Raw genomic sequence first — 24,892 nt, forward strand, 5'->3', positions numbered from 1 at the left:
CGGCGTTGTTATTCATGTGCAACCCGGTGATCCGGTTACGAAGGGCCGATCACGCTAGCCTCCATCTCGCTATTCGGACGCTAGAAACGGAGGGGACATGCGGGGTTCATCCAGGCTCTGGAGCGCGGCCGCAGTCGTGACAACCTTGTCACTGCTCCTGACTGCCTGTGGGGGCGGCGGATCCAGCAGCGGGTCGTCGGGGGAGGCGGATCCGAACGGGACCTTCACGGTCTACGGCACGGAACCGCAGAACACACTGATCCCGACGAACACCAACGAACTCGGCGGTTCCAAGGCCGTCGACCCGATGTTCTCCGGACTCGTCGCGTACAAGGGCGAAAACGGCGAGCCGTACAACTTGATGGCGGAGTCGATCACCACGACCGATTCCAAGGTCTTCGACATCAAGATCAAGCACGGCTGGAAGTTCCACGACGGCACCGAGGTCAAGGCGAAGAACTTCGTCGACGCCTGGAACTACGGGGCCAACTCCGCGAACGGCCAGATCAACAGCACGTTCTTCGAGAACATCCAGGGCTACTCCGACGTCCACCCCGCCGACAAGACGGCGAAGCCGACCACGGACAAGATGTCCGGCCTGGTCGTGAAGGGCGACTACGAGTTCCAGGTGACCCTGGAAGCGCCGTTCTCCGTTTTCACCACCAAGATCGGCTACACCGCGTTCGCGCCGCTGCCGGACTCCTTCTTCAAGGACCCCGCGGCCTTCGCGAAGCACCCGATCGGCAACGGCCCGATGAAGTTCGTCAGCCGCACGCCGAACGTCGAGATCAAGCTGACCCGGTTCGACGACTACCAGGGCTCGGACAAGGTCAAGTTCAAGGACCTCGACGACAAGATCTACGCCAGCCAGGAAACCGCGTACCAGGACCTGCTGAGCAACAAACTCGACTTCATCGAGACGCTGCCGCCGTCCGCGCTCACCGCGGACAAGTACAAGACCGACCTCAAGGACAACCTGGTCACCGGGCACCTGCTGGGGATCAGCACGATCGCGGTGCCGTACTACGTGCAGGGCTACAACAACCTCGACCTGCGCCGGGCCATCTCGATGGCGATCGACCGCACGCAGATCACCAAGACGGTCATGCACGACACCTACGTCCCGGCTGACGGCTACGTCTCGCAGGGCATTCCGGGCTACCGGCCGGGCGTGTGCGGCGAGTACTGCAAGTTCGACCCGGCGAAGGCGAAGGAACTGTTCGCGAAGTCCGGGTTCAAGGGCAAGCTCACCATCGCCTCGAACGCCGACGGCGGCCGCAAGGAGCCGCTGGTGGCCGCGTGCAACAGCATCAAGAACACCCTCGGCGTCGAATGCGACTTCGTTCCGGCGACCGACTTCGGCCAGTGGCGCAGCATCGTGACCGGGCACAAGCTGACCGGCATGGGCCGTTCCGACTGGTCGGCGGACTATCCGTCCATTGAGGACTTCCTCAACCCGCTCTACCGGACCGGGGCCTCGTCGAACGACTCGACCTACTCCAACCCGCAGGTCGACGCCCTGCTGAAGCAGGCAGACTCGACGGCGGACAAGGACGCCGCGGTCAAGCTGTACCAGCAGGCCGAGGACCTGGTCGCGAAGGACCTGCCCTCGATCCCGGTGTGGGACGAGAAGGGCGTCGCGGCCAAGTCGAAGCACACCAAGACCGTGGTCCTCGACTTCCGCCGCCGCGCGGACTACTCCTCGGTCGAGGTCCTCAAGAAGTGATGCGCTGACTCGTCCGTTCCCACCACGCGGCTCGTGAGTGTCCGCGCCGGCCACAAGCAGGCGCGGGCACTCGCGGGCCCGGCGCGCACTCCTAGGAACCACGCATGATTCGTTACGTCTTGCGCCGACTGCTCCAGTTGATCCCGGTGTTCTTCGGCACCACGTTCCTGATCTACGCACTGGTGTGGGCCGTGCCGGGGGACCCGTTCTCCGGCAAATGCGGTCAGCAAGCCTGCCCGCAGGCCTACATCGACCTGATGACCGAGAAGTTCCACCTGAACGACAATCTGATCGTCCAGTACTTCAAATACCTCGGGAGCCTGTTCAGCGGCGACTGGGGCGAGACGTTCAACGGCTCCTCGGTCGGCGAACTGATCTCCACCTCCTACCCGATCACGCTGCGCCTCGCGCTCGTCGCGGTGCTCATCGAAGCCATCATCGGCCTCACCGCCGGCGTGCTGACCGGCTTGCGCGGCAAGGGTTTCCTCGACAACCTGGTGCTGGTCTCGACCACGTTCCTGATCTCGCTGCCGGTGTTCGTCACCGCGATCGTGCTGCAGATCGTGCTCGGCGTGAACCTGGGCATCATCGACGCCAGCGTCTCGGACGATCCGAGCTTCGGCGAGCTGATCGTGCCGGGTATCGCGCTCGGCAGCCTTTCGATGGCTTATGTCGCGCGGTTGACGAGAACGTCGATCGCGGAGAACCGGCACGCCGACTACATCCGCACCGCCATCGCCAAGGGACAGCCCAACAGCCGCGTCATCGGCATCCATTTGCTGCGCAATTCGGTGATCCCGGTGCTGACCTTCCTCGGCACCGACCTCGGTTCGCTCATGGGCGGTGCGATCGTGACCGAGGGCGTGTTCAACATCAACGGTCTCGGCGGGCTGATCTTCCGCGGCCTCCAGAACCGGGAAAGCGCGACCGTCGTCGGCGTCGTCGTGCTGCTGGTGCTGGTGTATCTGCTGATGAGCCTGATCGTGGACCTGCTCTACGCCGTTCTCGACCCGAGGATCCGTTATGACTGACCCGAATCTCGTCGGCGGCGGAGGAGTCGACGCGGCACAGCTGTCGCATGTGGACAGCTCGGCCGACGTCGGTCCGAAGAAGCCGCGCAGTCTCTGGGGCGACGCGTGGCGGCAGCTGCGCCGCAAGCCGACGTTCGTGATCTCCGCGCTGATCATCCTGCTGATCGTGCTGATCGCGATCGCGCCGGGGCTGTTCTCGCATCGCGACGCCGGTTACAGCGATCTGACGCACGCCAACGAAGGCCCGTCCGCGGACGCCTGGTTCGGCTACGACAACCAGGGTTACGACGTTTACGCGCGGACCATCTACGGGGCCAGGGCTTCGCTGCTCGTCGGTGTTTTCGCCACGCTGCTGACTGTCCTTTTCGGATCGTTGATCGGCATCGTCGCGGGCTACTACGGCCGCCTCATCGACAGCCTGCTGTCCCGGCTCGGCGACGTTTTCGCCGGGCTTCCGTTCGTGCTCGGCGCGATCGTCATCCTCACCACGTTCAACGCGCCGGGCACAAATCCGGGGCAGGTCACCATCATCGTGCAGGTGGTGTGCTCGATCGCGGTGCTGACCTGGCCGGTGGCGATGCGCATCATGCGGTCCGCGACGCTGGTGGCCAAACAGCTGGACTACGTCAAGGCGGCCCGCGCGCTCGGGGCCAGCACGCCGCGGATCGTGTTCCGGCACCTGCTGCCGAACACGCTCGCGCCGGTGCTCGTGTACGCCACGATCGCGCTCGGCGCGGCCATCGGAGCCGAGGCGACGCTGGCGTACCTCGGCATCGGGGTGCGGCCGCCGGTGGTGTCGTGGGGCGTCATGATCAGCGACGCCCGCGACTATTTCCGCGCGGTCCCGCACATGCTCCTGTTCCCCGGTGCGTTCGTCACCGTCACCGTGCTCGCGTTCGTGATGCTCGGCGACGGTATCCGCGACGCGCTCGACCCGAAGTCGAGGTAGCCGCGATGTCCACAGTGTCCAATGCGCCTGGTCCGGCGGCCGAGAACGAGCTGCTGCTCGAGGTCGAAGACCTGCACGTGGAGTTCCGCACTTCCGACGGCGTGGCCAACGTGCTCAACGGCGTCGGCTATTCGGTGCATGCCGGGGAAACCCTTGCCGTGCTTGGCGAATCAGGTTCCGGCAAGAGCGTCACGGCGCAGACCATCATGGGAATTCTCGACACTCCGCCGGGCGTGATCACCGGCGGGTCGATCCGCTATCGCGGCGAGGATCTGCTCACCGCGCCGGAAGACCGGCGGCGGCAGGTGCGCGGTGCGGAGATCGCGATGATCTTCCAGGACGCGCTTTCGGCGCTGAACCCGGTTTTCACCGTCGGGTTCCAGATCGAAGAGCAGCTGCGGGTCCGGCTGGGCATGTCCAAAAAGGACGCGCGCAAGCGGGCGGTCGAACTGCTCGACCTGGTGCGCATTCCGGCGGCGGAACGGCGGGTGAAGGACTATCCGCACCAGTTCTCCGGCGGGATGCGGCAGCGCGCGATGATCGCGATGTCGCTGGCCCTCGACCCGGATCTGCTCATCGCGGACGAGCCGACGACCGCGCTGGACGTGACCGTGCAGGCGCAGATCATGGACCTGCTCGCGGACATCCAGCGGGAACGGCGGATGGGGCTCGTCCTCATCACGCACGACCTCGGCGTGGTCGCGGAGGTCGCGGACCGGATCGCGGTGATGTACGCCGGGCGGATCGTGGAACAGGCCGACGTGCGGGAATTGTTCAGCTCGCCCGGGCATCCCTACACCGCCGCGCTGATGGACTCGCTGCCCCGGCTGGACCTCAAAGGACAGACCCTGGAGACGATCAAGGGCCTGCCGCCGAGCCTGCTCGACATCCCGGCCGGATGCCCGTTCCATCCGCGCTGCAAGCGGGCCGAGGGGCGGTGCCGCGACGAGCGGCCGTCCTCGCACACGCTCGGGTTCGGCCGGGTCAGTGCGTGTCACTTCGCCGAGGAGGTGGTGGAGAGCCGTGGGTGAGCCGATTCTCAGCGTCCGCGATCTGGTCAAGCACTTCCCGGTGCGTGACGGTGTGCTGTTCAAGCGGACCATCGCACACGTGAAGGCCGTCGACGGCGTGTCCTTCGACCTGCAGCCCGGCGAAACGCTCGGCGTGGTCGGCGAATCCGGCTGCGGCAAGTCGACGCTCGCCCAGGTGCTGATGCGCCTGGAGGAGCCGACCAGCGGGGCGGCGACGTTCGAGGGCCGCGATCTGTTCAAGCTGCGCGGCGCGGAACTGCGGCGGATGCGCCGGGAGATCCAGATCGTGCTGCAGGACCCGTACACGTCGCTGAATCCGCGGATGACCGTCGGCGACATCGTCGGCGAGCCGTTCGAGATCCACACCGACGTCGCGCCGAAGGGTTCGCGGGCGAAGAAGGTGCAGGAACTGCTGGAGGTGGTCGGGCTCAACCCCGAGCACGTGAACCGGTATCCGCACCAGTTCTCCGGCGGGCAGCGCCAGCGCATCGGGATCGCGCGGGCGCTGGCGTTGCGGCCCAAGGTGATCATCTGCGACGAGCCGGTGTCCGCTTTGGACGTTTCGATTCAGGCGCAGGTGATGAACCTGCTCGGGGAACTGCAGGGCGAGTTCGGACTGTCCTATGTGTTCATCGCGCACGACCTTTCGGTGGTGCGGCATCTGTCCACCCGGGTCGCGGTGATGTACCTGGGCAAGATCGTCGAAATCGGGACCGAGGACGAGATTTACGAGCGACCGTCCCATCCCTACACCCAGGCGCTGCTGTCGGCGGTGCCGGTCGCGGACCCGGCGGTGCGCGGGCAGCGGCAGGTGATCCGGCTGGAAGGCGACGTGCCGAGCCCGATCGATCCGCCGTCCGGCTGCCGTTTCCGCACGCGGTGCTGGAAGGCCGCGGACATTTGCGCGACCGAGGCCCCGAAGCTGGAACCCCGGACGGACGGGCATCTGTCGGCTTGTCACTTCGCCGAGGTGAGGTCGGTGGTTCCGTAACGCCTCGTGAGTGCTGATCACGGTGAGAGCGCACAGTGTTCTGGCTGCCTGCGGACCCCCGCTGCTCGAATGCCGCATCGGGGTTTTCTCGGTAGCGGCCGCTATGACAAGGAACGCGACACCTTCCCCTCCTCGCCTGGCCGCGTCCCGCCCTGCGGGCACGTCCGTGAGGGGAACCCTGAGGGACTCAGAGTCCCTCAGGGTTCCCCTCACGGACAGTCAACGGGAACGAAGAAAGCCCGCGGCTACCGAACGGCTCGCGAGCGGCGATCCCAGTTAGGACCGTGATCGGCACTGACGAGTGATTCCTCCGGTTTGCCGATTGCCGCACGCAGTGTCCGCTATGTACGTTGCATTGTCGGTTTTCGTGAGGAGGACTCGTGAAAAGACCAAGATTGCTCGCTATGGCGCTAGCGGTGCCATTGTTCGGTGCGGTGTCCGTCGTCGCCCTTCCAGCGGCGTCGGCGCAACCGGCCGGACCGCTGACGGAATTCAGCGTCCTGGCGCGGGACGGCCAGAGTGTCGCCGCCGCACAGCAGGCCGTGCGCGACGCCGGCGGCACGATCGTCGCGACCAATACCGCCGTCGGGCTCATCACCGCCACCGCGCCCGCTACTGGCTTCACTGAGCGGGTTTCGGCCAATCGCGCGGTATTCGGCGCGGCCAAGGCGAAAGCGATCGGCAGCGCGCCGAAGGCGGGCAAGAAGGAGAAGCCGGACGCGGTCGAGAAGGAAGGCCGCGGCAGTGTTTCGCGCAAGGCCGCGGCGAACAAGGCGGTCGGCACCGATCCGCTGGACGACCAGCTCTGGGGCCTCAAATCGACCCGCTCCGACCTCGCGCGCACCAAGCAGGCGGGCGACAAGCGGGTGAAGGTCGGCATCATCGACACCGGTGTCGACGGCAGTCACCCGGACATCGCGCCGAACTTCGACAAAGCCGATTCGCGCAACTTCACCAAGGACATCGTCGCGGACGTCAACGGCACCGTGGTCGACGGGCCGTGCGAGTTCCGCGGTTGCGTCGACCCGGTGGACCACGACGACAACGGCCACGGAACGCACGTCGCGGGCACGATCGCCGCGGCTGCCAACGGATTCGGCGTGTCCGGGGTCGCGCCGAACGTGACGCTGGTGAACATCCGCGCCGGACAGGACGCCGGATTCTTCTTCCTGCAGCCGACAGTCGACGCGCTGACGTATTCCGGCGACGCGGGAATCGACGTCGTCAACATGAGCTTCTACGTCGACCCGTGGCTGTACAACTGCCGTTCGAATCCGGCGGATTCCGCCGCGGAACAAGCGGAACAGCGCACGATCATCGAAGCGACCACGCGGGCGTTGAACTACGCGCACCGCAAGGGCGTGACGATGGTGGTCGCGCTCGGCAACCAGCACGACGAGCTGGCCGCGCCGCACGATGACGTCACGAGCCCGGACTACCCGGCGAACGGGCCGCATCCGCGCAAGATCGACAATGCTTCGTGCTTCTCGCTGCCGGTCGAAGGCCCGCACACGATCGGTGTCGGCTCGTTCGGCCCGACGCAGGCGAAGGCGGACTACTCGAACTACGGCACCGAGCAGATCTCTGTTTCCGCGCCCGGCGGCTACTTCCGCGACGGTTACGGCACGCCTTGGTACCGGACGGTCGAGAATGAGATCCTGTCCACGTACCCGCGCAATGTGGGTGTGGCGGCAGGAAACATCGACGCAGCGGGCAATGTGACACCGGCTGGGGTCGCACTCGGTGTGCAGAAGGCGACTGCTCCCGACGGTCGCGTCGGCTATTACCAATGGCTGCAAGGGACTTCGATGGCCGCCCCGCACGCGACTGGCGTCGCGGCGCTGATCATTTCCCAGTACGGCAAGAAGACCGGGCATTCGGTCTCGATGGATCCGGACGCGGTGCAGCGAGTGCTGGAAGGCACGGCGGCACCGATCGCGTGCCCGGTTCCGCGCACGGTCGACTACCTCAAGGAGGGCCGGGACGCTTCGTTCACTGCTACTTGCTTGGGTGACGCGTCGTTCAACGGGTTCTACGGACATGGTTCGGTGGACGCTTATTCCGCGGTGACGCGGGGATCGGCGTTCCTGCGCTGAACGAGCGGCGGTGGGGCGGGTGTTCCGCCCCACCGCCTGTTTCAGTACTGCCGCAGCCGGTCCATGATCTTGTCGGCCGCCTGTTGTTGTTGCGGGGTAAGCGATCGAGTGGCGTTCGTTTCCGCGCCGCAGAATTTGTCGGTTTCCGGTCGCGTGCCGTGCACGAGATAGCCGACGGCGGCGTTGAAGCCGCAGCTGTTCAAGTACGGGAGGACGGCACCGTGGCCGCCTTGGTCCACAGTGACCATTCGCGCCCGGTTGCCGAATGCTTCGCGGGTGTCCTGCGCGCCGGACAGCGGCGTCGCCGGGTCGCGCAGGTTCTGGACCAGCAGCAGGTTCGACGGTCCTCGGTCACTGAACCGCACTGGTTGTTCGATCGGCTTCGTCGGCCAGTACGCACACGGCCCGACGTTCGCTGTCGAGCCGCCGACGAGTGGATACGCGACCCGGTCCTGGGCGACATTCCGCTGATAGGTCGAAATCGACCTCGGCCACGCGTGGTCCCCGCACACCACCGAGAGCTGGGTGCCCACCTGGCTTTGGATCGGACCGCCGATGCTCGGCAGCGAACCGGGCGGGGGAGCCTGATCCTCGAGGGCGGTTTGCCACAGCTGCGCGACTAGCGGGAACTCCGAGTCCCGGTAGATCAGGCTCTCCGTCGCCAGCCGGAAGAGCGACCCGTCGAACCCCCATGCCGGATGCCGGTCGAGTTTGTCGGCGAGCTTGGAGAAGGTCGCGGTGACTTCGGCGGGGGTGGCGCCGAGCCGGTAGGAAGAATCGCGTACGGCGGCCCACTTGGCGAAGTCCGGGAAGCGATCCTGCATTCCTTCTCCGAAGCGCCGTGCCGCGGTGATGTCGTACCCGTCCGGTCCGAGAACACTGTCGAGCACGACACGGTCGGTCCGGTCCGGGAACAGCGACGCGTATACCCCGCCGAGGTAGGTGCCGTACGACAGGCCGAAGTAAGAGATCTTGGGCTCGCCGAGCGCGGCCCGGATCTGGTCCATGTCCCGCGCGGTGTTCGCGGTGGTGATGTACGGCAGGACCGGCGCGGATTTCGAAGCGGCGCATTGCTGTGAGATCTGCTTGGCGGACGCCGCGGCCGCCACGACTTCGGCGGGGTTGTGCGCGTACTTCGGCACGATGGTGAGGAGCTGTTCCGGCTTCAGATCGCAGTTCACCGGGCTGCTGTGGTCGACTCCTCGCGGGTCGAAGCCGATCAGGTCGTACTCGGCGAGCAGGCTCGCCGGCAGGCCGAGCTGGAACATCTCCAGCGGGAAGGTCAGGCCAGTGCCGCCGGGGCCACCGGGGTTGAACAGCAGCACCCCGCGCCGTTTCGTCGGAATGCCGCTGGACAGCCGGGAGATTTCGACGCTGATCTTCTTGCCGTCCGGATTCCGGTAGTCCAGCGGCACTTCGATGGAAGCGCAGTGCAGCAACGGAGACGTGATGTCGGCCGGACACTTTCCCCAATTCACCGTGGGTTCGGCGGACGCCGGAACCGCGGTCGCCGTCAAGGTCGCGGCGGCGAGTACAACGAGCAATTGCTTTCGCACGGGTTTCCTTTCCTCGCGGACAAACGGCGGTGGGGCGGGAAGCCCGCCCCACCGCCGGTCATCGTGGATTCATTACCGCCGCAGCTGATCCGTCAACTTCTCGGCTGCCTGTTGTTGCTGCGGGCTGAGCGATCGCGCGGCGTTCGCTTCGGCACCACAGAATTTGTCGATTTCGGGCCGGGTTCCGTGCACGAGGTAGTCGGTGACGGCTGCGAATCCGCAGCTGTTCAGATACGGGAGGCCGACGCCGTGCCCGCCCTGGTCCACAGTGACCATTCGCGCCCGGTCGCCGAACGCCGCGCGGGTCTCGAGCGCGCCGGAGAGCGGGGTCGCCGGGTCGCGCATGTTCTGGACCAGCAACAGGTTCGACGGCCCCTGGTCGCTGAACGACACTGGTGGTTCGAGCGGCTGCTTAGCCCAGTGCGCACAGGGCCAGACGTTCGCCGCCGAGCCGCCGATCATCGGATAAGCGGCGCGGTCCTGGGCGACGTTGCGCTGGTAGGTCGAAATAGTCCGGGGCCACGCGGTGTCCCCGCACAGCACCGAGATCATGGTGGAGCGCTGGCTCTGCGCCGAAGCCGTGGCGGGCAGCTGCAGCGCCGGGGGAGCCTGGTTGTTGAGTAAGGCTTGCCACGTCTGCGCCAGTCTGGGAAAGGACAACGTCTGATAAGTCAGGCTGTGCGTTCCCAACCGGAAGAGCGAGCCGTCGAGGCCGCCGATCGGGTGCTGGTCGAGCTTGTCCGCGAGCTGGTAGAAGGTCGCGGTGACTTCGGCGGGCGTGGCGCCGAGGCCGTAGATCGAACTCCGGGCAGCCGCCCATTTCGCGAAGTCGGGGAAGCGGTCTTGCATTCCCTCGCCGAAGCGCCGTGCCGTGGAGACGTCGACACCTCCCGGTCCGACGACGCTGTCGAGCACGACGCGGTCGGTCCGGTCCGGGAACAGCGAGGCGTAGACCCCGCCGAGATAGGTGCCGTACGACAAACCGAAATACGAGATCTTGGACTCGCCGAGCGCGGCCCGGATCTGATCCATGTCCCGCGCGGTGTTCGCGGTCGTGATGTACGGCAGGATCGGTGCCGACGCCGAAGCGGCGCACTGGCGCGCGATCTGCTTCGCGGCTTCCGATGCCTGCACGACTTCTTCGCGGTTGTGTGCGTATTTCGGGGCGAGCACAAGCTGCTCTGGCTTCAGATCGCAGCTCACCGGAGTGCTGTGGTCGACCCCGCGCGGGTCGAAGCCGATCAGGTCGTACTCGGCGAGCAGGCTAGCCGGAGCCCCGAGATTCGCCCAGGTCAGCGGGAAGGCGAGGCCAGGCCCGCCGGGGCCGCCCGGGTTGAACAGCAGCACCCCGCGTCTTTTCGCCGGATCGGTGCTGGGCAGGCGGGAGATTTCGACGCTGATCTTCTTGCCGTCCGGCTTCTGGTAGTCCAGCGGCACTTCGAGCGACGCGCACTGCAGTGCCGGGGAAGCGACATCGGCCGGGCACGCGCCCCACTTCACCGTGGTTTGAGCGGATGCGGCGGTCGCCGGAACCGCCGTCGCGGTCAATGCGACGGCGGCGAGTACGACGAGCAATGGTTTTCGCACTTTTTTCCTTCCTTTGTGTCGAGATCGATCGGACTCGGGAAATCGGAGGGAAGAGGGCGCGAGGCTGATCGCCGAGACTCGGGGTTCCGCGCGGACATACGACGGTGGGGCGGGAAAGCCCGCCCCACCGCCGATCATCGTCCCACCCATCGTCCGTTCAGTGTCGCGTCATCCGGTCGAGAATCTTGTCGGCCGCTTGCTGCTGCTGCGGGCTGAGCCCGCGTGCGTTCGCTTCGGCGCCGCAGTACTTGTCGGCGTCCGGGCGAGTTCCGTTCACCAGGAAATCGGTGACGGAGCTGAAACCGCAGCTGTTCAGGAACGGGAGCGCCGCTCCGTGACCGCCCTGGTCCACGGTGACCATCCGGGCCCGGTCGCCGAACTGCGCGCGGGTTTCCAGCGCGCCGGACAGCGGGGTCGCCGGGTCACGGGTGTTCTGGACCAGCAGCAGGTTCGACGGTCCCTGGTCGCTGAACTGGACCGGCGTTTCGATCGGCTGCTTCGGCCAGTGCGCGCACGGCCAGACGTTCGCCGTCGCGCCGCCGATCAGCGGGTATGCCGCCCGGTCCTGCGCGACGTTGTCCTGATAGGTCGAAATCGTCCGCGGCCACGCGTTGTCCCCGCACAGAATCGAAACCATCGTTCCGACCTGGCTCTGCTCGACCGGCGTCGGGGCCGGCGGGACCGCGCCCGACGGGACCTGGTTCGCGAGGAGGGCCTGCCACGCCTGCGCCAGCCTCGGGAACGACTGGTTCTGGTAGATCAGGCTGTGCGTCGCCAGCCGGAAGTACGAACCGTCGATTTCCGACACAGGGGTCTCGTCGAGCTTGTCCGCGAGCTTCGTGTAGGTCGCGGCGACCGCGGTCGGCGTGGAGCCGAGCCCGTAGACGGAATGGCGGGCAGCCGCCCACTTCGCGAAGTCCGGGAAGCGGTCCTGCATGCCTTCGGCGAATCGCCGTGCCGCGGTGATGTCGTAACCGCCCGGCCCGAGAACGCTGTCGAGCACCACTCGGTCGGTCTGGTCCGGGAACAGCGTCGCGTATGCCCCGCCGAGGTAGGTGCCGTACGAGTAGCCGACGTAGGAGATCTTCGACTCGCCGAGGGCGGCCCGGATCTGGTCCATATCCCGCGCGGTGTTCGCGGTCGTCAGATACGGCAGCACGGACGCGGATTCCGAGGCCGCGCACTGTTGCGCGATCCCCTTGGCGAATGCGGAGGCTTCGACGACGTCAGCCTCGTTGTGCGCGTACTTCGGCGCGACCGTCAGCTGTTCGGCGGTCAGGTTGCAGTTCACCGGACTGCTGTGGCCGACTCCGCGGGGGTCGAAGCCGATCAGGTCGTAACGGGCGAGCACGCTTGTCGGGATGCCTGCCCGGACCAGGTCCAGCGGGAACGTCAGGCCGAGACCGCCGGGGCCGCCGGGGTTGAACAGCAGCACTCCGCGCCGGGCGGCCGGATCGATGCTCTGCAGCCGCGAGATCTCGATGCTGATCTTCTTGCCGTCCGGCTGCCGGTAATCCAGCGGCACGTCGAGCGACGCGCACTGCAGTTGCGCTGGCGCGGCGACGTCGGCCGGGCACGCTCCCCAGTTCACCGTGGACTTCGGGGGAGCCGCGTACGCCGGAACAGCGGTCACCGTCAACGCGGCGGCCGCCAGTACGACGAATAGTTGTTTTCGCACTGTCTTCCATCCTTTGCCGAGATCAATCGAACTCAGGAAACTGACGGGAAAGTGCACGAAATCAAGCTGTGTTCGCGGCCGCCGCGGTTCGGTCGCCGGTCGGGGCCGACTTCCGGCCGCGTCGCCGCGGACACGTCGACGATCGAGAGCGCCGCCGAGGTTACTCCGATCTCCTCGGCGCCGGAAGGGGTTTCAGCGGCGCGGTTCCCAGCGGAATAGTCGGGTCGCCAGGGTGACGCTGAGAATCAGCCACGCCGCGATCGGGCCGAGCAGGACGAGTGAGTCGGTGACCGAAGCTCCGCCATTCCAGGAATTCAACACGAGTTCGGTGGCCGCCCCGCCGGGGAGAAGTCGTTTCAGGAGGGAAAGCTGTTCCGTTCCGGTGATTCCGATCCAACTCGCCACCGCGAGGACGGCGAGGGTGATCGGCAGCGTGGTGACCTGAGCGTGCTCCGGGGAGTTCGTGAGACCGGCGGTGGCCAGGCCGAGGGCGAGCATCATGGCGACGGTCGCGACGACCGCGACCACCAGCAGCAGCGGATTCTTCGGCAGGCCGGTGACCGCGCCGAGCACGGCGAGGATGACGGCGACCTGGATCGTGGTGATCACCGTGATCGGCAGGAGCAGGCCGACGAGAATGCCGGAGTCGCTCGCCGAGGTGGAACGCAATCGCTTGAGGAACAGGTTCTGCCGCCGGGCGGCGAGTGTGGTGACGGTGGTGGTGTAAAGGCCGATCGCGGTGATGAAGGAAAGCGTCAGCGCCGCGATATAGCCGAGGCTGCCGAGTTTCGCGAAGGTTTCGTGCCGGGAAATGAAGAAAGCGCTGAACGCGACAGGCAGGATTAGCGAGGTGACCAGTACTAAGCGATTTCGGAAGAGCTGGATCAGTTCGCCGCGGGCGATGGAGAACATGGTAAATCCTTTCCGGAATGGGTTACGCGTTGCCGATAGCGCGGAAGACGTCGTCGAGGCGGGTCGGGCCAGCCTCCAATTCGGCCAGTTCCACCGCACTGTCCTGTGCCCAGCCGAGGAGGGTGTGCAGGTCTTTTTGCAGGCCGAAGGTCTCGATGAGGAACCGGCCGTCCTCCTCGCGGGTCGCTTGCAGCGGCGGCATCGGCGCGTGCGGCGGAAGTCCGAAGCGGATGGTCGCGGGCAGCGTCCGGGTCAGTTCGGCGACGGTGCCTTCGCGGTTGAGCGTGCCCTGGTGCATCAGGCCGATGCGGTCGGCGCGCTGCTGTGCTTCCTCGAGGTAATGCGTCGTGAGGACGATGGTGGTGCCGTCCTCACGGAGCCGGTCCACTGCGGTCCACAGCGCGTCGCGCGACTGGATGTCGAGACCGGTGGTCGGCTCATCGAGGAAGACCAGATCCGGCGTCCCGTACACGGCGGTCGCGAAGTCCAGCCGGCGCTTTTCGCCGCCGGAGAGCTGCGACACCCTCGTCGTGGCTTTGCGGGTGAGGTCGGTGATGCCGAGCAGCCGTTCGACGTTGTCGCCGCGCTGGGTCAGGCTGCCGATCAGCCGGATCGACTCGCGCACGGTCAGGTCCGGCGAGAACCCGCTTTCCTGCAGCATGATCCCCATCCGCGGCCGGACGGCGGCGCGGTCGCGCGGGTCCTTCCCGAACACCCGCACGGTGCCTGAGCTGGGCGGCCGGTGTCCCTCGACGGTCTCCAGCGTCGAGGTCTTCCCCGCGCCGTTCGTGCCGAGCAGCGCGTACAGTTCGCCGCGGCCGACCTGGAACGACAGGTCGCGCACGGCCTGGAAATCGCCGTAGGTGAGGTTCAGGTGGTCGACGTCGATGACTGGGGTCGTGGACATGCTCCGATTCCAGCCGGTTCTCCCTGGTCCGGAGTAGTGCGGCCACGTCAGCCGAAGACATGACGCTGCGTCACTGGTGGGGCATCGGCGGCTGCGGCATGCTGGGGCCGAACCGCCCGGCCGAACCTGGAGCACCATGACCGAGACCCGTCCGCCGCGGCCCCGCCGGATGTCCTGGTCCGGCGACGCGGTCCAGGACCGGCTGCGCCGGCTCAATCTCATGACGGTGATGCCGCCGCTGCTGCTCGTCGGGGTGCTGCTGGTGGTCTTCTCCTCGAAGACCTGGTGGCACGTCGTCATCCAGGTGATCGGGCTGCTGGCCGCGACCGCCACCGCCGAACGCTGGACCGCGGGCGACTTCATCCGCACCGCGCGCCCGAGCCTGGTGCTCACCGCGTTCGTCTGGTTCGCCGGTGCGCTGAGCAACTGCGCCATGGCGTTCTACGGGCTGAGCATGGTCGGGTCGTTCCTCATCCCGCCGCTGCCGCGGCACCGGTTCGCCGCGCTGGTCGGCTTCGCCGTGCTGACCGGCGCGATCGGCTCGACCAATTTGCTGCTGCACCAAGACCATCTCGGCGCGCGAGTGCTGGGCTATGTGGTGACTCCGGCGGTCGGCTCGGCGCTGTCGACGCTGCTGATGTTCGCCAGCCAGCGGCTCTACGACCTCGTCGCGGAGCTCGAGGAGTCGCGCGAGAAGGAGGCGGAGCTGGCGGTGGTCCGGGAACGCGTCCGGTTCGCCAGCGAACTGCACGACATCCAGGGGCACACGCTGCACGTGGTGAAGCTGAAGGTCGCGCTCGCGGAGAAGCTGCTGCACCGGGATCTCGAACGGGCCCAGGAAGAATTGCGCGAGGTGCACACCCTGGTCGGCGACACCATCGTCCAGACCAAGGAACTCGCTTACGCCCAGCGACGGCTCAATCTGTCCGCGGAGCTGGAGAACGCGAAGAACCTCTTCGAGGCAGCGGGAATCCACGTGCGGATCGATCGGCAGGCGGTGGTCCACTCGGGAGTGGACGAGCTGCTCGGCCAGGTGCTGCGCGAGACCACCACGAACATCCTTCGGCACGCGCAAGCCCGGCAGGTGCGGATCACCTTGACCGAAGCGGGGATCAGCATCGTCAACGACGGCGTCGCGGACGGTGCCGCGCTGGTGCTGAGTGGACTGTCCACATTGGCGGATCGGCTGGCTGATCAGGGCGGAGAATTGACGGTGGAGCAGAAGGACGGCCGGTTCGTGACGGCGGCGGCCTTCCCGGAGAAGGTGTCGCGATGACGACGGTGGTGCTTGCAGACGACGAAGCTCTGCTCCGCAAGGCGATGGCCGCATTGCTGCCGATGGAAGGCGAGATCACCGTGCTCGCCGAGGCGGAAGACGGCGAGGCGGCGGTACGGGCCGCCATGGAGCATCGGCCGGATGTCCTGGTGATCGACCTGGAAATGCCCAATGTGGACGGACTGGGCGCGGTCGCGCGGATCCGGCGGGAACGGCCGGAACAGGTGATCCTGATGCTGACCCGGCACGCGCGGCCGGGAGTGCTGCGCAAGGCGTTGAAGCTCGGTGTGCAGGGATTCGTGAGCAAATCAGCGGAACCGGCGCACATCGCGTCGGTGATCCGGACGCTGGACGAGGGCAAACGCTGGATCGACCCGGATGTCTCGGCGCTCGCGGTGGTGGACGACTGTCCGTTGACCGTGCGGGAGATCGACGTGCTGCGGGCGACGCGGGAGGGGTATTCGGTCGCCGATATCGCGGCGCAGTTGCATTTGGCGGAGGGGACCGTGCGGAACTATCTGTCGAACGCGATGCAGAAGACGCAAACGCGGACGCGGCATGAGGCGGCGCGGTACGCCCGGGAGCACGACTGGTTGTGAGTGCCTATCGCGGTGAGAACCGCGATAGGCACTCACGAGGTCAGCGGTTGGACGCCTTCTTCACGAACTTGCCCAGGTCCTTCGACTGCTGCACTCGCGACGGTTCGTGCACGTACATCATGTGCCCGGCCGGGTAGTAAGCCGTGTCGATGTTTTCCCGCAGTTCCTCCGGGATCTTCAGCTGCGAGAGCACGTACTCGGACGCGTAGTATGCCGTCGCGCCGTCGTAATGTCCGAAGGCGACGTGGACCTGCAGGTGCGGGTTCGATCGCATCGCCGCGCTCAAGGTGTCCACAACGGACACTGAACGGCCCTCGAACTCCTTGTAAGACCAGGCCTTGAACACGTCGGTCGACAGGATCTCGTACGGCAGGTCGTTCTCGTAGCCCAGTTCAGCGCGCACGTAGTGGTTGAACCCGGCCGAGTAAGCGCCGATGATCCGCGACACCGACGGGTCGTCGCTCATGTGCTCGACACCGCCGTCCGGCTCCCACGTGGTGAACCGGCCGTCCATCCGGCCGACGGTCTTTCCCTGGTCGCGCAGCAGCTCGGTGAAGAACCGGATGTGCTCGATCCGCAGGTTCACCCGGTCCACATAGGACTCGCTGAGCCCGGTGAGCGACGCGAGCGTCTGCACCGCCTCGGTACGGTCCTGAGTGGACAGCCGCGCGCCGCGGGAAAGCGCCCACGGCAGTTCCTTCGCGGCGAAGTCCTCGGCGTCGGCGAGCACGTCGTCGAGCGGACGGTCGCCGTGGCGCCCGTGGTAGTGCGCGATCGCCGTGTACGTGGGCAGGAACAGCGAGTACGGCAGGTCGTTGCCCTCGTGGAAGCGCAGCGTGCCGAGGTCAAGAACGGACGAGATGAGCATCAAGCCGTTGAGGTACAGGCCGTAGCGTTCCTGCAGGTGCCCGGCCAGCGCGGCGGCGCGCAGCGTGCCGTACGACTCTCCGGCGAGGAACTTCGGCGACAGCCAGCGCTCGTTGCGCGAAACCCACAGCCGGATGATCTCCGCGATCGATTCGACGTCGCCCTGGAAGCCGGTGTACGGCTGGGATTCGCCGCCCTCGGTCACCCGCGAGTAACCGGTCTGGACCGGGTCGATGAACACCAGGTCGCTGTGCGCGAGCAGGCTTTCCGGGTTGTCCTCGAGCCCGTACGGCGGCGGCACCGGGTCGTCGACGTCGCCGGACAGCACCCGGCGCGGCCCGAGCAGGCCCATGTGGAGCCAGATGCTGGAGGAACCGGGGCCGCCGTTGAAGGCGAAGGTGACCGGCCGCGAGCCGGGGTCCGCGTCGTCGAGGGTGTAGGCGGTGAGGAAAACCTCGGCCTTGGCCTGGTGGCCCTCGGACTTGCCGTCCTTCTTGACCTCTTGGCGGAGCACGATCCGGCCGGTCTGGGCGGTGTAGGCGAGCTTGCGCCGCTTGACGGTGAGGGTGTGCTGCGTCGTGACGAGGTCGTCGACGGGCTCGGCCGCCTTCGTCTCCTCGTCCTTGGTCTTCTCGGCGGTCTCGTCCGCGGTGGTGTCGGCCATGGCCCCAACCTATCCCGCGTTACCGTGGCAGCACACCAACGCGGAGGAGATCGATGCGCACGTTCGCCGCCCTCGACTCGGAGCTGGTGCAATGCCGGGCCTGCCCCCGGCTGGTCGAATGGCGCGAAAGTGTGGCCGGGACGAAGGCCGCGTTCGCGGGCGAGCGTTATTGGGCGCGGCCAGTTCCCGGTTTCGGCGCGGAAGACGCCGCGCTGGCCGTGGTCGGGCTCGCGCCGTCCGCGCACGGGGCCAACCGCACCGGGCGGATGTTCACCGGCGATCCGTCCGGCGACTTCCTCTTTCGTGTGCTGTACGAGGTCGGTCTCGCGTCGCAGCCGGTGTCCGCGGCCATCGGCGACGGGCTCACGCTGCGCGGCACCCGGCTCGTCTCGCCGGTCCGCTGCGCACCGCCGGAGAACCGGCCGACCACCGCTGAACGGGACACCTGCCGGCACTGGCTGGCCGACGAACTGGACCTGCTGCGGCCGACCCTGCGCGCGATCGTCGTGCTCGGGGCGTTCGGCTGGCAGGCGTTGCTGCCCGTGCTGTCCGCCGCGGGCTGGCCGGTGCCGAAACCGCGGCCGGCCTTCGCGCACGGCGCCCGGACGCAGCTCGGCGACCTAGCGGTGTTCGGCTGCTACCACGTGTCACCGCGCAATGTCCAGACCGGTCGTGTGACACAGCCCATGGTGGTGACCGCGTTCACCGCCGCAGCCTCGGCGGCCGGGCTCATCTGAATCGTGACAACCAGCGTGGCGATGCTGGTCACAGCGGGGTGGGGTACCCGAGCGGAGCCGCTTTGGAAGTGCGACTATAGGTACATGGCTGCTGCGAAGTCGGAACCGACTCGGATCCTCGTCCTCGGTGGTGGATACGTCGGCCTGTACACCGCGTACGGGCTTCAGAAGATGCTGCGTGCCAACGAGGCCTCCGTGACCGTCGTTGACCCGCAGCCGCACATGACCTATGCCCCGTTCCTGCCCGAGGCGGCGGCCGGCGCGATCGAGCCGCGGCACGTGGTCGTGCCGCTGCGCCGCGTGCTGAAGCGCTGCCACGTGCTGACCGCGCGGGTCACGAAGATCGAGAACGAGCGCAAGGCCGTCACGGTCGAGGCGGCCGACGGCCACATCGAGACGCTGAACTACGACGTGCTCGTGGTCGCGCTCGGCGCCGTCGCGCGGATCCTGCCGATCCCCGGTCTCGCCGAGGAGGGCATCGCCTTCAAGACCATCGGCGAAGCGATCTACCTGCGCAACCACATCATGACCAAGCTGGACGAGGCCGCCAGCACGCTCGACCCCGAGCTGCGCAAGCGCCTGCTCACGTTCACCGTGGTCGGCGGCGGGTTCGCGGGCATCGAGGCGCTGGCCGAGCTCGAGGACATGACCCGCTTCGCGGTCGAGAACTACTACCCGAACATCAAGCCGGCGGACATCCGCTGGGTGATGGTCGAGGCGGCCGGGCGGATCCTGCCCGAGGTGCGCGAGACGCTGGGCGTGTACACGGTGCAGCAGCTGGAGAAGCGCGGCATCGAGGTCTACCTGTCGACCGCGGCGAAGTCGTTCGAAAACGGCCACGTGGTGCTCTCGGACGGCACCGAGTTCGACACCGACACGATCATCTGGACCGCGGGCGTGAAGGCCAACCCGGTCCTCGCCGGCTCGGACCTGCCGCTCGACAAGCGCGGCCGCGTCGAGGCCACCGCGGCGATGCAGGTGGTCGGCCACCCGGACGTGTGGACCGCGGGCGACAACGCGGCCATCCCGGACCTGTCGCGCACCGAAGCTGACCCGACCGCGACCTGCCCGCCGAACGCCCAGCACGCGGTCCGCCAGGCCCGCCTGCTGGCCAAGAACATCATCAAGGTGATCCGCGGCGGACAGCCGAAGGACTACTTCCACAAGAACCTGGGCGCGGTCGCGAGCCTCGGCCTGCACAAGGGTGTCGCGGACGCGCTGAACCTGAAGATCAAGGGCTTCCCCGCGTGGCTGTTCCACCGCGCCTACCACCTCAAGGCGATGCCGACGTGGAACCGCAAGATCCGCATCCTGTTCGACTGGATGCTGGGCGGGTTGTTCCGGCGTGAGGTCATCTCGCTGGGGCAGATCAACAACCCGAAGGAAGAGTTCAACCGGGCTAGCAAGGGCTGAGTGGTTTTTGGTGGAGCCGGGTCGTCTTCGGGCGGCCCGGCTTTGTCGTGTCTGGGGGCGGGTTCGCTAGGGTGGGCAGGCCCCCGTAGCCCAATTGGCAGAGGCAGTCGACTTAAAATCGACCCAGTGCGGGTTCGAACCCCGTCGGGGGCACCGTTTGAGCGGGTGGATTGAGCCCCGGCTCGTCAGTTGGAGAGCCGATCTCGCACTCCGGTTTCGGTTTGGCGCTGACGAGCAGCAGGGAGTCCACCCGGCCGTCGCGGTCGACGAAGATCCGGTAGGCCGCGTCGGCGCCGCCCGTTTGCCCGGTGGCGATCGCCTTGGCGAGGGGCATGCCGAGGGTGAGCTTGCCGAAGCCGGTCGGGCCCAGCCGGTGATTCCTGGCGACGGACGCTGCTTGTTCGGTCACCGGACCGGTGCCGGACTGGTGGACATGGGCGAACCGGTTGGCTCAGCCGGTTGCCAGCGGGACCAGAACGGCAAGAGCCTCTGCCAGTGGCCGAACGCGGCGACAAGCAGCCGATCAGGGTAATCGGGCCGTTCGTGTCCCGGTGACTGTGTCAGGGCGAAAACCCGGCTAAGGGACGAGACCCACGTCAGTGCTGATCCGCCCGTGCTCCAACGCGATCACCGTCCGCGCCCGGCGCACCGTCGCGGGACGGTGGGCGATCACCAGCAGCGCGCACTCCCCGGCAACCTGATCCAGCGTCCGCGCGAAAGCGGCTTCGTTTGCCGCGTCCAGTTGGGACGTTGGTTCGTCCAGGAGCAGCAGTTCGGGCCGGGCCAGCAGGGCTCGGGCGATGGCCAGTCGTTGGCGTTGGCCGCCGGAAAGCATGCCGCCGTGTTCGCCTGCGGGGGTTTCCAAGCCGGCGGGGAGGCGGTCGACGAACTCGGTCAGGTTGGTTTTCTCCAGTACGTCACGGATTTGCTCGTCGGTCGCGTCGGGAGCGGCGTAGGTGACGTTGTCGCGCAGAGTGCCGTGGAGGATCGGGGTTGTTTGTTCTACCAGGCCGATTCGCTGGCGGCATTCGGCGATGGACGGCTGGTGCCCGTTGAACAGAATGGTTCCGCGATCCGGTTCGTAGAAACGCTCGATCAGCGCGAGAATGGTGGACTTTCCGGCTCCGGAAGGGCCGACCAAGGCGACGTGGCCTCGGTGCGGCACGGTGAAGGAGACGCCGCGCAGTACTGGGCTGTCGGGGTGGTAGCTGAACCAGACGTCGCGCAACTCCAGCACCGGGGCGGAAGCCACGGAGGTGCGCGAGAGGGGCGTGTGGTCGGTTTCGGTGGGGAGCTGGGTCATGTCGTGGACCCGCTGGAACGCGGCCAGTCCTTTTTGGATGGTGGCGGCCAGTTCGAACAGGCCGGCGCTCGGGACGGCGATGTAGCTGACGTAGAGCAGGAAAGCGACGAGTTCGGACAGGGTGAGGCCGCCGTTGGCGACCTGGATCCCGCCGGCGACCAAGACCGCGATGAGGGCGCCGTGGGCGGAAAGGGTTACCGCGGGGGCTGCGATGGAATTCAACCGCGCGGCCCGGACGTTGTCTTGATAGGTGGTGCGGGCATAGTGACCGATGCGGTCGGTTTCCCGGTCTTCCGCGCGGGTGGCGCGGATGGTGCGGATGGCGCTGAGGGCTCGTTCCAGTTCGGCGGACATCAGGCCTAGGTTGTCTTGCGCGTTTTCGGTGGCGTTTCGGATGCGCGCCAGCACAAACAGCGTGACGCCGCCGACGCCGCCGACGATCACCGCCACGATGCCGAACAGCAGCGGGCTCAGCCAGATCATCGCGACGGCGCCGCCGACGACTACGAAGCTGCCGGTCAGCATTTCGACCAGGTCGTAGGCGAGGGTGTCGCGCAGCAGGGTCGTGTCGGCGGTGGTCCGGGAGAGCAGGTCGCCGATCCGGTGTTTGTCGTACAGCCGCATGGGCAGCCGCAGCAAATGGCTGACCAGGCGGACTCGCAGGCCCAGCACGACACCTTCGCCCGAGCGTTCCAGCCAGTAGCGGCCGATGGTGTCCGTGACGGCTTCGGCGACGAACACGGCGATCAGCGCGACCAGCAGCCAGCCGACCGCACCGCCCGCCCCGACGGCGTCGATGGTGTCCATGGCCAGAACTGGTTGCAGCAGGCCCAATCCGGCGCCGACGAGGGTGAACAGGAGCGCGACGGCGATGTTCTTGCGGTGCCCGCGGGTGGTGGCGAACAGATGACGAAGGCCGACCCGGGTCCGGACGTGTTCCTCGGCGGCCGGCGGACTGCTCTCGGGGGCGGTGACGGTCATTCGGCCTTGTCCTCGCCAGTCAATGGGGCGACGGTCAGCAGCGGGGCGAAATAGCCCGCTGGATGGATTTCGTCGACGACCTGGCCGTCGGCTTCGATCCACGCGTGGGCGCTGAACGGTTGCGTGCGCACGCCGGTGCGCCAGGTCGGCCAGGCGCCGTGCGCCCGGCACAGCAGTGCGGTGGCGACGGAGCGGAGCAGACAGCCGTCGCCCGCGCAGCGCAGGCTGATCGCGACTACTGCTCGACGCGCGTCGCGGGCTTGGTCGAAGGTGGCGGGCCGGGCGCCTCGGCGGGCGAACTCCAGGATCGCGCAGAGGTGCTTGGGAGACAGCCAGATCAGCACGGTGGCGACGCCGACGGTGAGCAGCGGCAGCAGCTTTCGGTGCAGGGGAAGGCGAATTCGGCGCGGTACCACGGACGGCTGGCTCACGGCGATTCGACCAATCCGGCGGCGAGCAGGTTGTCGGTCATCTTGGCGATGTCGGCGCGGACCCGGGCGGCGTCGATGTCGTACCGCGCGGCGAGGTCGGCGGCGATCCGGTCGGCGGATTCGCCCGCCAGCAGGCGGTCGAGGGTGTGCGTGCCGGTCCGGTTGACCTGCCAATAGCGTCCGGTGCGCCGGTTGAGCAGGACCGAGCCGTCGGGAGTGTCGGTGAGCGCGGTGTCAGGGTGCAGGTGCATGGGTCCTCCGGTCGGTCGCTGGCCGGGCCTCGGCGATCGCGCGCAGCCACATCTCGCAGCCCAGCGCGGTTTCCAGATGCGCTTCCATCTCGTCGTCCAGCCGCGGCTCGAGCAGGGCGGCCCGGAGGGCGTCGAGATCGAGCAGACCGCGCGCGGCCAGTGCCGAATCGGCGAAGTAGCCGAGCAGATCGGGCACGTGGCGGTGGGCCTCGGCGTCGTCGTCGTCCTGGTAGTCGCCCTTGGTGGTGCGGTCGAGGATGAAGTCCGGGACGAGCCCCCGCATCGCGTCGGCGAGCAGCGGTTTGTACCGCCACGGCGTGAACCGGTCGGCCGTCCGGACCGCGAGCGCGGCCTCGACGACCCGGTCGTCCAGGTACGGGAGTTCGAGCGGCACGCCGTGGTCGGCGTACTCGCGCTGAACCTGCTGGGACAGCGGTCCCGCTGCGCGCAGGCTGGTCAGCGCCTCGTGCTGACCGCGATCGGCCGCCAGCGGCGTGGCCTCGCCGGCGATTTCGTACAGCACCCGGCGGGTCGTCGCGAGCGCGTCGCCGGTGGCCCACGGCGAGGCCCGGACCACGTCGGCCCAGCCCAGTTCCGGCGTTCCGCGCCGCGGCAGCGGATCGGTGAGGTGGTCCGCGGACTCCCGCCACCAGCCGCCCCAGCTTTGCCTGCTCGCGAGGCCGGCCAGGGTGCGCCGCCACGACCAGCGGCCGAGAGCGCGGTAGACCCGGAGATGCCGCAGGCCGGTGATCGGGCGACGGCGGATCAGGGTGTGCAGATATCCGGGCGAGGCGCTGAAGACCTCGTCCCCGCCGTACCCGGCCAGGTGCAGGCCCGTGCCGCGTTCGGCGAGCAGGCGGATGCCGTGGGCGGAGCTGTTCAGGCCTCTGGTCGTCGCCCACGGCGCTTCCAGATCGGCCGTCGAGTAGGGCGGTGCGAACAACGCGGGCGCGTCGTCGCCGAGCAGGTCGAGGTGTTCGGCGCGGGGGAGCAGCCGGGCCGCCTCGGCGGCGAAGTACGGATCGTCGTTGACGACGCTTCCTTCGGTACACCGGAAAGTGAGCAGGTCGGGGGTGTGCTCGGCGGCGAGGAAGCACAGCGTGGTGGAGTCCATCCCGCCGGACAGATCCGCCGACAGCCTGCCGTTGGTCGGCCGCCGGTCCGCGACCGCCTCGCGCAGCGCGGTGCGCACGGCCGGAGCGCCCTTGCGGATCGGCAGGACCGGTTCCGGCGGGCGCCACCAGCGGACCGTGCGCGCGGTTCCGTCCTCGGCGAGCGCGACGTAGGAATCCGGCGGCACGGAATGCACTGTGCGCCACCAGCTTTGCTCGATCAGCGGCGGCAGCAGCTGCATTTGGGTCAGGTGCGCGGCGAGGAGATCCTCGTCAACGCCCGCGCCGGTCATCTCGGCCAGCAGGTCGGCGCGGGTGCCGGCGATCGCGGTGGGACCGACCCGGGTGTGGAAAGCCCGGCGCAGGTTCGTCAGGGTGCCCTGCAGCCGGACTTGCCCGTTCACCGAGGCGATGAGGTGCGCGCTGCCGGGCAACACCCTGGCGAGCGCGTCCGCGTCAGCGGCGGTGCGCAGGCATGCGGTGCGGGCGGTCAGCCGTTCGACCGGCATCGGGCAGAACCCGAACACGGCGACGCGGGCCCGGCCGGCGATCGCCACCCGGATGTCGCCGGGCTCCCAGCGGCCTGCCAGCCACGGCCGCCCGGAAGAATGGAACAGGACGCTCGGTCGCTGGTAAGGGACTCTCGGCAGCAGCGCGGCTCCGCCCGGCGAATCCGGGAGCACGACAAGACTGCTCGACACTGCGTTCATCGGACCACCGGTCTGGATCGAGTGAACGACGGGATGACGAAGGTGGCTGAAAGCCGGTTGACTCGGCCTTCAGCCACGGCTGGC

The 24,892-nt window shown here is 67.6% G+C and carries 20 protein-coding genes and 1 tRNA gene; 11 read left to right on the forward strand and 10 right to left on the reverse strand.

What is annotated here, in order from left to right; genetic code table 11:
- Positions 1–97: 97 nt before the first annotated feature.
- The 6 genes from ACFORO_RS27160 to ACFORO_RS27185 all read left to right on the forward strand — a co-directional run bounded on the left by ACFORO_RS27160 (position 98) and on the right by ACFORO_RS27185 (position 7,824).
- Complete coding sequence (locus ACFORO_RS27160; RefSeq protein ID WP_354743729.1) at positions 98–1,726, forward strand: peptide ABC transporter substrate-binding protein; 1,629 nt, start codon at positions 98–100, stop codon at positions 1,724–1,726.
- 104 nt (positions 1,727–1,830) lie between these two features.
- Complete coding sequence (locus ACFORO_RS27165) at positions 1,831–2,757, forward strand: ABC transporter permease (protein ID WP_354743731.1); 927 nt, start codon at positions 1,831–1,833, stop codon at positions 2,755–2,757.
- Positions 2,750–3,706 carry an ABC transporter permease gene (locus tag ACFORO_RS27170; protein ID WP_354743733.1) on the forward strand — a complete coding sequence of 319 codons (957 nt, stop codon included), beginning with the start codon at positions 2,750–2,752 and terminating at the stop codon, positions 3,704–3,706. The genes ACFORO_RS27165 and ACFORO_RS27170 overlap by 8 nt, the downstream gene beginning before the upstream one ends.
- A 5-nt stretch (positions 3,707–3,711) precedes the next feature.
- Positions 3,712–4,737 (forward strand): ABC transporter ATP-binding protein, encoded by a 1,026-nt coding sequence (locus ACFORO_RS27175; RefSeq protein ID WP_354743735.1) that lies wholly within the window; start codon positions 3,712–3,714, stop codon positions 4,735–4,737.
- A complete protein-coding gene (locus ACFORO_RS27180) occupies positions 4,730–5,728 on the forward strand; it encodes an ABC transporter ATP-binding protein (protein WP_377869243.1) in 999 nt (332 codons plus the stop codon). The genes ACFORO_RS27175 and ACFORO_RS27180 overlap by 8 nt, the downstream gene beginning before the upstream one ends.
- 404 nt (positions 5,729–6,132) lie before the next feature.
- Positions 6,133–7,824, forward strand: a complete 1,692-nt coding sequence (locus ACFORO_RS27185; RefSeq protein ID WP_377869244.1) for a S8 family serine peptidase — start codon at positions 6,133–6,135, stop codon at positions 7,822–7,824.
- Positions 7,825–7,865: 41 nt separating this feature from the next.
- Here the strand turns inward: ACFORO_RS27185 and ACFORO_RS27190 are convergent, their stop codons facing one another.
- The 5 genes from ACFORO_RS27190 to ACFORO_RS27210 form a co-directional block, all read right to left on the reverse strand.
- Positions 7,866–9,380, reverse strand: coding sequence for an alpha/beta hydrolase (locus ACFORO_RS27190; protein ID WP_377869245.1), 1,515 nt, complete (start codon positions 9,378–9,380; stop codon positions 7,866–7,868).
- Between the two features lie 72 nt (positions 9,381–9,452).
- Entirely contained in the window at positions 9,453–10,967 is a 1,515-nt protein-coding gene (locus ACFORO_RS27195) for an alpha/beta hydrolase (protein ID WP_377869246.1), read from the reverse strand.
- 157 nt (positions 10,968–11,124) lie between these two features.
- Positions 11,125–12,645, reverse strand: a complete 1,521-nt coding sequence (locus ACFORO_RS27200; RefSeq protein ID WP_377869247.1) for an alpha/beta hydrolase — start codon at positions 12,643–12,645, stop codon at positions 11,125–11,127.
- A 192-nt stretch (positions 12,646–12,837) separates the two neighbouring features.
- Positions 12,838–13,557 (reverse strand): ABC transporter permease, encoded by a 720-nt coding sequence (locus tag ACFORO_RS27205; protein ID WP_377869248.1) that lies wholly within the window; start codon positions 13,555–13,557, stop codon positions 12,838–12,840.
- A gap of 22 nt (positions 13,558–13,579) precedes the next feature.
- Positions 13,580–14,464, reverse strand: coding sequence for an ABC transporter ATP-binding protein (locus ACFORO_RS27210; RefSeq protein ID WP_377869249.1), 885 nt, complete (start codon positions 14,462–14,464; stop codon positions 13,580–13,582).
- Between the two features lie 136 nt (positions 14,465–14,600).
- On the opposite strand from ACFORO_RS27210, the gene ACFORO_RS27215 reads away from it, so the two are divergent.
- Positions 14,601–15,740, forward strand: coding sequence for a sensor histidine kinase (locus ACFORO_RS27215; protein WP_377869250.1), 1,140 nt, complete (start codon positions 14,601–14,603; stop codon positions 15,738–15,740).
- Complete coding sequence (locus ACFORO_RS27220; protein WP_377869251.1) at positions 15,737–16,339, forward strand: response regulator transcription factor; 603 nt, start codon at positions 15,737–15,739, stop codon at positions 16,337–16,339. Before ACFORO_RS27215 ends, ACFORO_RS27220 begins: the two co-directional genes overlap by 4 nt.
- 40 nt (positions 16,340–16,379) lie before the next feature.
- Here ACFORO_RS27220 and ACFORO_RS27225 read toward each other — a convergent pair whose 3' ends face one another.
- Positions 16,380–17,870, reverse strand: a complete 1,491-nt coding sequence (locus tag ACFORO_RS27225; protein WP_377869252.1) for a S10 family peptidase — start codon at positions 17,868–17,870, stop codon at positions 16,380–16,382.
- Positions 17,871–17,923: 53 nt separating this feature from the next.
- Here ACFORO_RS27225 and ACFORO_RS27230 point away from each other — a divergent pair, with 53 nt between their 5' ends.
- From ACFORO_RS27230 to ACFORO_RS27240, 3 genes are all read left to right on the forward strand, one after another.
- Positions 17,924–18,607 (forward strand): uracil-DNA glycosylase, encoded by a 684-nt coding sequence (locus tag ACFORO_RS27230; RefSeq protein ID WP_377869253.1) that lies wholly within the window; start codon positions 17,924–17,926, stop codon positions 18,605–18,607.
- A gap of 84 nt (positions 18,608–18,691) precedes the next feature.
- On the forward strand, positions 18,692–20,020 hold the full coding sequence (locus tag ACFORO_RS27235) for an NAD(P)/FAD-dependent oxidoreductase (RefSeq protein ID WP_377869254.1): 1,329 nt from the start codon (positions 18,692–18,694) through the stop codon (positions 20,018–20,020).
- 79 nt (positions 20,021–20,099) lie between these two features.
- Positions 20,100–20,173, forward strand: a tRNA-Leu gene (locus tag ACFORO_RS27240).
- A 424-nt stretch (positions 20,174–20,597) separates the two neighbouring features.
- Here ACFORO_RS27240 and ACFORO_RS27245 read toward each other — a convergent pair.
- Genes ACFORO_RS27245 through ACFORO_RS27260 form a run of 4 tightly spaced genes read right to left on the reverse strand, consistent with a single transcriptional unit; the run spans position 20,598 to position 24,808 of the window.
- Complete coding sequence (locus ACFORO_RS27245) at positions 20,598–22,304, reverse strand: ABC transporter ATP-binding protein (protein WP_377869255.1); 1,707 nt, start codon at positions 22,302–22,304, stop codon at positions 20,598–20,600.
- Positions 22,301–22,735 (reverse strand): lasso peptide biosynthesis B2 protein, encoded by a 435-nt coding sequence (locus ACFORO_RS27250; RefSeq protein ID WP_377869256.1) that lies wholly within the window; start codon positions 22,733–22,735, stop codon positions 22,301–22,303. Before ACFORO_RS27250 ends, ACFORO_RS27245 begins: the two co-directional genes overlap by 4 nt.
- On the reverse strand, positions 22,732–22,986 hold the full coding sequence (locus tag ACFORO_RS27255; protein ID WP_354743759.1) for a lasso peptide biosynthesis PqqD family chaperone: 255 nt from the start codon (positions 22,984–22,986) through the stop codon (positions 22,732–22,734). Before ACFORO_RS27255 ends, ACFORO_RS27250 begins: the two co-directional genes overlap by 4 nt.
- Positions 22,970–24,808, reverse strand: coding sequence for an asparagine synthase-related protein (locus ACFORO_RS27260; RefSeq protein ID WP_377869257.1), 1,839 nt, complete (start codon positions 24,806–24,808; stop codon positions 22,970–22,972). The genes ACFORO_RS27255 and ACFORO_RS27260 overlap by 17 nt, the downstream gene beginning before the upstream one ends.
- Positions 24,809–24,892: the final 84 nt, after the last annotated feature.

It is taken from the genome of Amycolatopsis halotolerans, from assembly GCF_042647905.1.
GTDB classification, from domain to species: domain Bacteria; phylum Actinomycetota; class Actinomycetes; order Mycobacteriales; family Pseudonocardiaceae; genus Amycolatopsis; species Amycolatopsis halotolerans.